At 70.9% G+C, this 10,130-nt stretch carries 9 protein-coding genes and 1 pseudogene; 6 read left to right on the forward strand and 4 right to left on the reverse strand.

Going from position 1 to position 10,130, the window contains the following annotated elements; genetic code table 11:
- Together AB0H83_RS50980 and AB0H83_RS50985 are read left to right on the forward strand one after the other, a co-directional pair.
- Window positions 1–1,112: ATP-binding cassette domain-containing protein (locus AB0H83_RS50980; protein WP_360111029.1), on the forward strand; the 1,112-nt coding region annotated here is incomplete at its 5' end.
- A gap of 63 nt (window positions 1,113–1,175) precedes the next feature.
- The gene (locus AB0H83_RS50985) at window positions 1,176–4,562 is read left to right on the forward strand and encodes a DUF4132 domain-containing protein (RefSeq protein ID WP_360111032.1); all 3,387 of its coding nucleotides are present in this window, start codon (window positions 1,176–1,178) and stop codon (window positions 4,560–4,562) included.
- A gap of 135 nt (window positions 4,563–4,697) precedes the next feature.
- Here AB0H83_RS50985 and AB0H83_RS50990 read toward each other — a convergent pair.
- Window positions 4,698–4,972, reverse strand: a pseudogene (locus tag AB0H83_RS50990) (PucR family transcriptional regulator ligand-binding domain-containing protein); the annotation flags it as partial.
- 93 nt (window positions 4,973–5,065) lie between these two features.
- On the opposite strand from AB0H83_RS50990, the gene AB0H83_RS50995 reads away from it, so the two are divergent.
- Entirely contained in the window at window positions 5,066–5,857 is a 792-nt protein-coding gene (locus AB0H83_RS50995) for a peptidoglycan DD-metalloendopeptidase family protein (protein WP_360111034.1), read from the forward strand.
- Here the strand turns inward: AB0H83_RS50995 and AB0H83_RS51000 are convergent.
- Complete coding sequence (locus AB0H83_RS51000; protein WP_360111038.1) at window positions 5,832–6,059, reverse strand: hypothetical protein; 228 nt, start codon at window positions 6,057–6,059, stop codon at window positions 5,832–5,834. The genes AB0H83_RS50995 and AB0H83_RS51000 overlap by 26 nt on opposite strands.
- Before the next feature lie 281 nt (window positions 6,060–6,340).
- Between AB0H83_RS51000 and AB0H83_RS51005 the strand changes: the two genes are divergently transcribed.
- Together AB0H83_RS51005 and AB0H83_RS51010 are read left to right on the forward strand one after the other, a co-directional pair.
- Window positions 6,341–6,775, forward strand: a complete 435-nt coding sequence (locus tag AB0H83_RS51005) for a hypothetical protein (RefSeq protein WP_360111040.1) — start codon at window positions 6,341–6,343, stop codon at window positions 6,773–6,775.
- 63 nt (window positions 6,776–6,838) lie between these two features.
- Entirely contained in the window at window positions 6,839–7,528 is a 690-nt protein-coding gene (locus tag AB0H83_RS51010) for a hypothetical protein (RefSeq protein WP_360111043.1), read from the forward strand.
- Window positions 7,529–7,697: 169 nt separating this feature from the next.
- Here AB0H83_RS51010 and AB0H83_RS51015 read toward each other — a convergent pair whose 3' ends face one another.
- Together AB0H83_RS51015 and AB0H83_RS51020 are read right to left on the reverse strand one after the other, a co-directional pair.
- On the reverse strand, window positions 7,698–8,087 hold the full coding sequence (locus AB0H83_RS51015; protein ID WP_360111045.1) for a hypothetical protein: 390 nt from the start codon (window positions 8,085–8,087) through the stop codon (window positions 7,698–7,700).
- A 122-nt stretch (window positions 8,088–8,209) separates the two neighbouring features.
- Complete coding sequence (locus tag AB0H83_RS51020) at window positions 8,210–9,316, reverse strand: serine hydrolase domain-containing protein (protein WP_360111051.1); 1,107 nt, start codon at window positions 9,314–9,316, stop codon at window positions 8,210–8,212.
- Between the two features lie 76 nt (window positions 9,317–9,392).
- Between AB0H83_RS51020 and AB0H83_RS51025 the strand changes: the two genes are divergently transcribed.
- Window positions 9,393–10,043 carry a TetR/AcrR family transcriptional regulator C-terminal domain-containing protein gene (locus AB0H83_RS51025; protein WP_360111048.1) on the forward strand — a complete coding sequence of 217 codons (651 nt, stop codon included), beginning with the start codon at window positions 9,393–9,395 and terminating at the stop codon, window positions 10,041–10,043.
- The last annotated feature ends 87 nt before the right edge of the window (window positions 10,044–10,130 follow it).

The following is a 10,130-nucleotide window of genomic DNA, read 5'->3' on the forward strand; positions in this document are numbered from 1 at the left end:
ACACGGTCCTGGTCGTGGAGCACAAGCCGGAGACGATCGCGATCGCCGACCACGTCGTGGACCTCGGCCCCGGCGCGGGCGGCGCCGGCGGCACGATCTGCTTCGAGGGCACCGTCGAAGGTTTGCGCGGCAGCGGTACGGTCACCGGCCGCCACCTCGACGACCGGGCGAAACTGAAGCCGTCGGTGCGGGAGCCGAGCGGCGCGCTGCAGATCCGCGGCGCGCGCCTGCACAACCTGCACGACGTGGACGTGGACGTCCCGCTCGGCGTGCTGTGCGTGGTCACCGGCGTGGCCGGCTCCGGCAAGAGCTCGCTGGTGCACGGCTCGATCCCGCCCGGTGAGAACGTCGTCTCGGTCGACCAGGGCCCGATCCGCGGCTCACGGCGCAGCAGCCCGGCCACGTACACCGGACTGCTGGAGCCGATCCGCAAGGCGTTCGCGAAGGCCAACGGCGTGAAACCGGCGCTGTTCAGCGCGAACTCCGAAGGCGCGTGCCCCAACTGCAACGGCAACGGCGTCATCTACACCGACCTGGTGGTGATGGCCGGTGTCGCCACCGTCTGCGAGGTGTGCGAGGGCAAGCGCTTCGAGGCGTCGGTGCTGGAGCACCACCTCGGCGGGCGCGACATCAGCGAGGTCCTGGCCATGTCGGTGACGGCCGCGCTGGCGTTCTTCGGTCCCGGTTCCGAGGCGCACACGCCGGCGGCGCACGCGATCCTCGGCCGGCTCGAGGACGTGGGGCTGGGGTACCTGAGCCTCGGCCAGCCGCTGACGACGCTGTCCGGCGGTGAGCGGCAGCGGTTGAAGCTGGCGACCCACATGGCCGACAAGGGCGGCGTGTACGTGCTGGACGAGCCGACCGCGGGGCTGCACCTCGCCGACGTCGAGCACCTGCTGGGGCTGCTGGACCGGCTGGTCGACGCGGGCAAGTCGGTGATCGTGGTCGAGCATCACCAGGCGGTCATGGCGCACGCGGACTGGATCATCGACCTCGGGCCGGGCGCCGGGCACGACGGTGGGCGGGTCGTGTTCACCGGCACGCCGCGGGAGCTGGTGTCGCAGAAGGCGACGCTGACGGGGACGCATCTGGCCGCGTACGTGGGCGGCTGAGGCCCCGTTTTTGTCGGTGGTCGTCGCTACAGTGGCCGCGTCGCATCGGACGAGGGGGCTGTGGTGAGTGACGACGAGGATCTGCTGGTGTTCTCCGCCGCGTGGCGCAAGGTGTTCATCCCGCGCCGCGGCGGGGCGCCCGGCCCGGCGGTCAAGCTCGACCGTGCCGGCGGCGCCGAGCTGCTGACGGCCGCGACGGCCGCGATCGAGGCCCGGCTGACCCACCCCGACAGCGACCCCGAGCTCGTGGCGGCCGCCCGGGCCTACCTGGCCGACCCGGCCACGGGCCCGGTGGCCGGCGCCGGTGCCGTCGCCGCGCTGGTCTCCCACCACACCGGCTGGGACCGCACGGCCCGGCTCGCCAAGCTCGCCGATCTGTGGATCGCCACCCGCGGCGTGGTGTTCGCCGCCGAGGCCGCGGTCGCGGCGGTCGGCCTGGACGGCGGCGGCTACTGGCACAACGGCAAGCAGGTCCCGCCGCGCCTGGTCTGGCGCACCCTGGACGGGTGGGGCTACTTCCCGCACTGGGTCGCGCTCGCCGGGCGGATCCGGGCGGCCCTCGCGGTCGCCGCCGACGACGAGCACGCCGCGGCCGTCGCCGCGCTGCGCGGGCACCGGCAGCACTCGCCGCAGCGGCGCGCCGCCGCGACGTTCCTGGCGCCCGGCGAGCGCGCCTGGGTCGACGAGGACTGCGCGGACCTGGCCGCGGGCCGCCCCGACCGCTATCGGAGCAAGCTGCTGTGGTGCTCCGCCGCCACCGCCACCCACCTGGACCAGGTCGCCCAGTCCGACCCCTCGTCGCTCGCCTACGACGCCGAGGCCCTCGCCACGGCCATCGACGGCGCCGGCACCGCCGTGACCCCGCACATCGTGGCGTGGCTCGACACCGGCATCGACGCCGCGACGCAGCAGCGCCTGCTCGGTGTCCTCGCCCAGTTGCCGGGCGACGAGGCGTTCGGCGCGCTGCTCGACCGCCTCGACCGCAAGTACGTGCCGCACGCCACGCTCGACGCGGCCCGCCGCTTCCCCCGCCGCGCGCTGCGCCTGCTCGCCGCCACCGACCGGCGCGACGCGCGCGACCTGCTGCGGGTCCACGTGCTGGCCAACCGGGACCTGGTCGCCGAGGAGCTGCCGGCGCTGCCGGTCGCGGCGCGCGAGCGGGTCGAGGCGCTGCTGACCGACCACAGCGCCGTGCCGGACGCGCCGCCGTCGGCGCTGCCGGAGGTGCTCGTCACGCCACCGTGGACGGTCCCGCACGAGCCGGCGAAGCCGGTGGTCCTGCCCGGTCTCACCGGCACCGCGGAGCCCGTCGTGCGCTGGGCGCCCGGCGAGCGCGACGCCTGGGCCGCCATGCGGGCCCAGCCCGCCGACTGGTGGCAGCTGGAGACGTCGATCGAGCGGGCGACCGAGCTCTACCGGGCGGGCGAGCTGAAGGGCCACCACGAGGTCACCCTCATGCTGACCGCCCCCGACGACGTCGTGCGGTCGCTGCTGCCCGGCTGGCGGCCGAAGCGGGTCTGGGACAGCCCGCAGTGGTTCCCGCCGCTCGCCGCCCGCCACGGGCTCGCCGCGCTGCCGGCCGCCCTGCATCTGGCCGCCGAGGACGCCACCGGCGGCACGCGGCTGCTGCTGCCGTTCGCGGCCCCCGAGGTCGCCGCGCACATGGCCGCCACGCTGGTCCGGCTCAAGTCGCTGCGCGGCGACGTCCTGGCCTGGTTCGACCGGCACCCCGCGGACGCGGCCCGGGCGCTGGTCCCGGCGGCGCTCGGCCCGGCCGGTCCCGCCCGCCGCGCGGCGGAGGAGTCGCTGCGCACGATCGCGCTGCGGCACCGGGCCGAGGTCCTCACCGCCGCCGACGAGCACGGCCCGCAGGCGGGCGCGGCCGTGCAGACCCTGATCGGCGGCAGCTCCCTGCACACGCTGCCGGCGAAGATCCCCGACCTGCCGGCGTGGGCGGACCCGGGCCTGCTGCCGCGGATCCTGCTCAAGGACCGCACCGCCGCCCTTGGTGCCGAGCCGGCCCGGCACCTGTGCACGATGCTGGCCATCTCCCGCCCCGGCGAGGTGTATGCGGGGGTGCCGATCGTGCTGGAGGCGCTCGACCGGCGGTCGCTGGCCGAGTTCGCGTGGGCGATGTTCACGCAGTGGCAGGCGGTCGGCGCGCCGGCGAAGGAATCGTGGCCGCTGCACGCGCTGCAGTGGCTCGGCGATGACGACACCGTGCGGCGGCTGTCCCCGGTGATCCGCGCCTGGCCCGGCGAGGGCGGCCACGCCAAGGCGGTCACCGGTCTCGACGTGCTCGCCGGGATCGGCTCCGACCTCGCGCTGTCCCACCTCAACGGGATCGCGCAGAAGGCGAAGTTCAAGGGTCTCAAGGATCGGGCGACGCAGAAGGTGGCCGAGGTCGCCGCCCGCCTGGGCCTCACCGCGGAGCAGCTCGCCGACCGGCTCGTGCCCGACCTCGGCCTGGACGCCGCGGGCTCGCTGCGCCTGGACTACGGTCCCCGCCAGTTCGTGGTCGGCTTCGACGAGCACCTCAAGCCGTATGTCCTCGACGGCACCGGCGCCCGGCGCAAGGACCTGCCGAAGCCGGGCACCCGCGACGACCAGGAGCTGGCGCCGGCGGCGTACCAGCGTTACAGCGCCCTGAAGAAGGACGTGCGCACGATCGCCGCCGACCAGATCCACCGCCTGGAGACCGCGATGGTCACCCAGCGCCGGTGGACGGCGTCGTCGTTCCGCGACCACCTGGTCACCCATCCGCTGCTGGGCCACATCGTCCGCCGCCTGGTCTGGACCGCCACCGTCGAAGGCGCCCCTGCGGGCGCCGCGGAGGGCACCCCTGCGGGTGCCAGAGCGGGCGCCGCTGCGGGCGCCGGGGCGGACGCCGCGCTGGTCGCGTTCCGGGTCGCCGAGGACGGCACGTACGCCGACGCCGCCGACGACACCTATGACCTGCCAGCCGACGCCACCGTCGGCGTCGCCCACCCCCGGCAGCTCGGCGCGCAGCTGGCCGACTGGTCCGCGGTGTTCGCCGACTACGAGATCCTGCAGCCGTTCGCCCAGCTGGGCCGGCCCGTGCACGAGCTGACCGCCGACGAGCGGACCGCCCCCGAGCTGGCCCGCTTCGCCGGCCGGAAGGTCCCCACGACGACCCTGCTCGGCCTGGAGCGCCGCGGCTGGCAGCGCGGCGTGCCCCAGGACGCCGGCGTCCAGGGCTGGATCTGGCGCCCCACCCCGACCGGCCACGCCGTCGTGCTCGACCTCAACCCGGGCATCCCGATCGGCGCCCACCAGTACACCCCCGACCAGGAGGTCACCACCGTCTGGCTCAACGACCGCCCGTGGGGCGACTGGCGCCCGCGGCAGCTGTCCCGCACGTTCGCCGCCCTGGACGACATCACGGCCTCGGAGCTGCTCCGCGACCTGACCGAGGTCCTCGGCCCATGACCTCAAGTTTCGCCGCGGCTGTGCGCGGCGCAGGCCGGCCCGGTCTGCGCCGGGGCACCCCGTTCGTGCTGATCACGCCGGCGGGAGCCCGAGCGCTTCCGCGGTGCGTACCATCACCGCCGGCGACCGCTGCGGATACCGCCGCTCATCTCGACGGCCAGGCCGCAGGCCCCGACGTCGGCGAGGTCGGTGATGAACCGCCGCAGCCCCGCGGCGTCGGGCGGCAGCCCGATCCCGGTGATCAGGATCAGCTCACCGCCGCGCAGCAGGCTCGCGATGCCGGGCACCTCGGAGCTGTGCACCCACCGGACGGCCTGATCGAGGCCGCGCTCCCCCGCCACGACCTGCGGCGCACCGTTGCGCACCGTGGCAACCGGGACCTGTCCGCGCCGGTTCCGTCCGCATTCCACCGGTGTACCGGGATCCGGTCAGCCGTTGTCCGCCTCGATGCAGACGGTTTCTCCTAGTACAAAACATAGACATTTGACGATATCGTCGCCTGCATGGTGACTCTGCGTCCGTCCCGGCGCGCGATGATGCGCGCTTTCGCCATCCTGGTGGGTGCCGCCGCCGTGGTCGTCCCAGCGACCGCCGCGCTCGCAGCACCCACGTTCAAGGTCCCGTTCCCCTGTGGCCAGACCTGGTCGGGCCAGACCCGCTCCGACCACAGCCCCGCAAACGCCATCGACTTCAACCGCACCAACGACGACGGAGACCCGGTCGTGGCCAGCGCGCCCGGCACCGTCGACCGGGTGACGGACCTCGGCAACACGAGCTACGGCAAGTACGTCCGGATCGACCACGGTGGCGGGTACACCACCTACTATGCCCACCTGAGCCGCTTCAACGTGTCCGTCGGCCAGAGCGTGCGGTACGGCCAGGTCATCGGCTACGTCGGCACGACCGGCGGCTCGACCGGCCCGCACCTGCACTACGAGCAGCGCTCCGGCGGCACCTCAGTGAAGATCAAGTTCAACGGCACGCAGGCGCTGTACTGGGGTACCAAGAACTACACCAGCGACAACGGCTGCTCCTCCAGCGCCGGCACCGGCACGGTGAACACCTCTGGCACGCCGCTGACGGTGCGGTCCGGGCCGGGCACCGGGTACTCCGCCGTCGACACGGTCGCCGACGGCACCAAGGTGACGATCGCCTGCCAGACGACGGGCACCACGGTCGACGGCACGTACGGCACCAGCAACATCTGGGACCGGATCGGCTCCGGCCGCTACATCGCCGACGCCTACGTCCTCACCGGTTACGACGGCTTCATCCCCGGCGTACCACGCTGCTGACCACTCCGCGGGCATGCACCGGCACCCCCGTCCGGTGCATGCCCGCGGGTGCGGAGCCGGCCAGATTGCGGCGGGAGAACGCCGAGCCGGCTTCGATAACGCCGTGACCGAGGCCGCCTTCTCCACCATTGACACCGTGATGGGACAACTTGCCGTCGCGGTCATTCCGAGCCTGATGCGCGGTGGCGTCGGCGGCATTCATTGTCGTTCACCATCAGGAGCCGACACTTCGCCGACCTGCTTGAGCAGGTCAGGATCGACGCCGAGAAGCAGGCGCAGGAGAGGGACGCACCCCTCGCGAACCGCGCACTCGCCGAAGACAAGCATACGCGGCGCATCGATGCTGGACTAAGCATAACCCGCTGACCAGCGAAACTTACACACAGATTCTCGCCCGGACTTGTCCGAATACGGAAACCTGACCAGAATAAGTTCAACCTTCAACTACCCGGTTGGACGGTCACTTCACGGATGAGGAGAGTCATGAGGCGCACCATCCCCGTTCTCGCCGTCGCCACCGGCGTCCTCGGCGCCACGTTCACCGGCATCAGTCCCGCGTCCGCAACCGCCCCCGCGGTCGACTGCTCCACGGGCGGGTACACCCGGGTGCTGAACAGCTACGTCCCCACCAACGTCCAGCGCCCGGCGGTGGACGGTCGTACCTACAACATCGCTGGTCCGCTGGCGTACACGTACGAGGTCTGCCTCGACATCCCGGACGCCTCGACGTTCACCATCGAAGCACGGATCCGGTCCGCCGACGGGTCCTCGAGCGTGTTCGTGGACGCCCGGCCCGGCGACAAGGTCTTCCGCTACTCACCCGGCGCCAACAGCTTCTGGCAGGTCTACGGCACGATGACCGGGCCCGGCAGCACCTACATCTACTACACCTGGAACGAGAAGCAGATCCCGGCCTGACCCGGAACGGGGTCGGCCACCTCGTCCGGCGAGGCGGGCCGCGCCGTGTCGGAGAATCGGCTGATGTCGCAAGCGCACGTCCTTGTCTCCCCATCACCGCTGGGCGCGCGTGCGCAGGAGTTCCTGACCATGCACGCGCGGGTGGCGCCGCTCGATCCGGGGCCGAGTGATGACGAGTGCCGGGCTGCGACGCGTTCGGTGCTCGGATACAGCGATGAGGGTATCCTGGCCACGTTTCGGCGCATTCAGCATCGACACTCGGGATTGACCTACTTCAGCGTGTTTCGTCAAGCCGAGATCCTGTTCGAGCCCACATTCGAGGTCGATCTCGATACAGGACAGGTCGTCTTTGCGTACGCCGTCATGGACGCCACGCCCGACGGCTGCCGCAGTGGATCTGTGCGCCCCGACGAAACGGTGTGGTTCGGCTTCCTGAACCGTGATGCGCCGGCGTTTCCCTCACTCGATCACTTTCTGGAGTGCGACGCCCTGCTCCACCACGCCCACCAACAGCGGCTCCTGTCCACGGAGACACCGCCGGACGCCAATGCCTACCTGACCACCCTACGTGCCCGTCATCCACGCCTACGGCCGATGAACTCGGCGAGCGGATTCTCGGTGGGGTGGTGGACCGATGATGAGAGGCTCGTGTGCAACAACGGACTCGAGGCGCGGCTGACGGCCGACGGACATGGCATGAGCCCGACGCCGACCGTCGTGACGACCTGGCTCATCGACGAATCCTCCCGATAGGAGCCACCCGCAGCCACGCCGGCGGTTCCGCATCCGCTCATGGCCGCTGGTTGCGCAGTGGCCCGTCGGCGATCGTCACCGCCCCTACATGACCTCCGCCGGCCTTGGCTGGCCACGCGGTGCGCGCTCGTGCCGAATAGCGGATGTCTCTACGTTCTCGAACTTTCGATCAATCCTCGTAGAGTGGGTAGTCCGCCGGGCTGGGCGCTGTGTCGTCGACACCGATCGCCTGCAGATCTTCCCGGCTGAACGTCAGTTCTGCTCGGTCGCCGAGCATGATGGCGGCCAAGGCGTCGAGCATCTCCAGGTGAGCTTGCAGCGCTTCGTCGGTGAGGGTCTCGATTCGGTGGCTGGCCGTCATCACACGCTGACCGTCTGGTCCCGCCTGTTCGACCTTCTTGACCAGCAGGCCGGCTTCTAGGAAGTCCGACCATGGGGTCCGCAGGGCAAGCAGCGAAGCGGCCGTGGAAAAGAACAACCTGAAGAGCACACGATTGTCGAAGGTGATCTGTTGCCGGTCCAGGCGCAGCCCGAACAGTTGCTCAAGTCCGCCCAGCATGCCGATGTAGTGGCGGCGGATTCGTACGCCCCAGGGCCGCAGTACGGCGCATCCGCGACCGGAGGGCTCTCGTGGGGCGGAGTAGATCCGTGTGACGGTGCCGCCGTGGAGTTGTCGCTTACCTACTGGTCTATGCCGAGGGCGCGGCGAACCTGGTGGGCTACGTGGGCGGCGAGGTCGGCGGGAGGTGCGGCCATCCGGTTGTGCGTGAAGGCGAACGCGAGGTCGTTTTCGGGGTCGACGTAGGCGATGCTGCCGCCGCTGCCTTTGCAGCCGAACGCGGTAGCGTGACCGCCCGTCTCGGGCAGCCCAAGGAAGTAGCCGAGACCTTTCGGAACGGGCGCGCCCAGGACGCGGTCGACCTCGGCGGTGGCGGTGGCGGCGATCCGGGCGGTGCGTTGCGGTGAGATCAGGCGCACGCCGTCGACGTCGCCGGCAAGCGCGGCGTACATGCGGGCCGCGGCGTGGGCGGTCATCGTGCCGGCGCAGGGGACGTCGGCGGCGAGATAGTCGGCACGGTTGCCCAGTTCGGCGCTGGGCTGGATCGAGGGCGGTGCTGCCACGAAGAACAGCGAGTCGGCCGGCCGCCGGGCCATCGCCGTCACCCAGTTGCCGTCTTCCAGTCGCGCCACCCGGTGCTGCTGTTGGGCCGGGACGCCGAAGAACACGTCGTCGGCGATGCCGAGCGGTCCGGCGACATCCTCGCGCAACACCTGGGCGGCGGACCGACCGGTGACGCGCCGGACAACCTCGCCCAGGATGTAGCCGAACGTCAGGGCGTGGTATCCGGTGGCGGTGCCGGACTCCCACAGCGGTGGCAGGTCGGCAATCCGGGCACACATGCCGTTCCAGTCGCCAAGATCGGCCACCGTAATCCCGTCCGGCGCCTGTGGCACGCCGGCGGTGTGCGTGAGCACGTGGGTGAGGGTGATGCGGTGTTTGCCGTGCGCGGCGAACTGCGGCCAGTACTCAGCGACCGGGGTCTCGTAGTCCAGCAGCCCTTGTTCGGCCAGCACGTGCACGACGGTGGACATCGAGCCTTTGCCCGTCGACCAGCTGTTGAACAGCGTGCGGTCGTCGACGGGGCGTCCGGTGGCCGGGTCCGCTAAGCCGACATGGGCGTCCACGACCGGTTCGCCGCGTAGGTAGGCGGCGACTTGGACCCCGGCCTCCTGGCCGGTCTCGACCAGTTGGTCGAGCATCTTCTGCACTTCTGTCTGCGCGTCCATCGCCAAGCCTCTCCAGTTCGTTACAGGCGTTACTGCCCAAGTTATCACCGATAACTTGGGAGAGTATGCTGCTAACATGACGTCGCGAAAGCTTGACCGCCGGACCGTGGTCGAGACCGCCTTGAGGCTGCTCAACGACGTCGGCATGGACGGCCTGTCGCTGCGGCGGCTCGCTCAGGAGCTGGGCGTGCAGGGCCCGGCCCTCTACCGGCACTTCGCCAGTAAGCAGGACCTGCTGCGGGCGATGGCCGATGCGATGTTCATACCGGAGATGGCCATCCTTGAGCGGCCTCCGCCCAGGGCGGACTGGGCAGCGTGGCTCATCGCCCGCTCACGCGCGGTGCGCCGGGTCATGCTGTCCTACCGTGACGGTGGGCGGCTCAAGGAGCACCTGCACTACCCGTCAGACCAGTGGCCGGGACTGGAGCTGCTCCTGCAGATGATGGAGGACGCGGGCTTTGCCGTCGATTCGGCGTGGTACGGCATCTCCACCGTCGGCAACCACATCCTCGGCACGGTCGTTGCTCAGCAAGAGTTGCAGGCGCGCCAGGAGGTGCCGGCTGTGCACCCACCGATCGATCCCGCCCGCTTCCCCCGAGTCGCACACGCGACATCAATGCGCAGCGATGGCCGCGACTTTGATCGAGAGTTCGAGTACGGCCTGCACCTCATCATCTCCGGGCTTCGCGCAAGCCTGAAACCAGGCCAGCATGATCCATTGAGGTGATCTCAGCAAGAATTGCTGAGGTAGCGGTGCTCGAAGTGGGTGAGGACGAGTGCCGCCCTGACGAATTCGCTGATTCTGGTTGGGCCG

The sequence above is a fragment of the Dactylosporangium sp. NPDC050688 genome (assembly GCF_040654515.1).
GTDB lineage: Bacteria > Actinomycetota > Actinomycetes > Mycobacteriales > Micromonosporaceae > Dactylosporangium.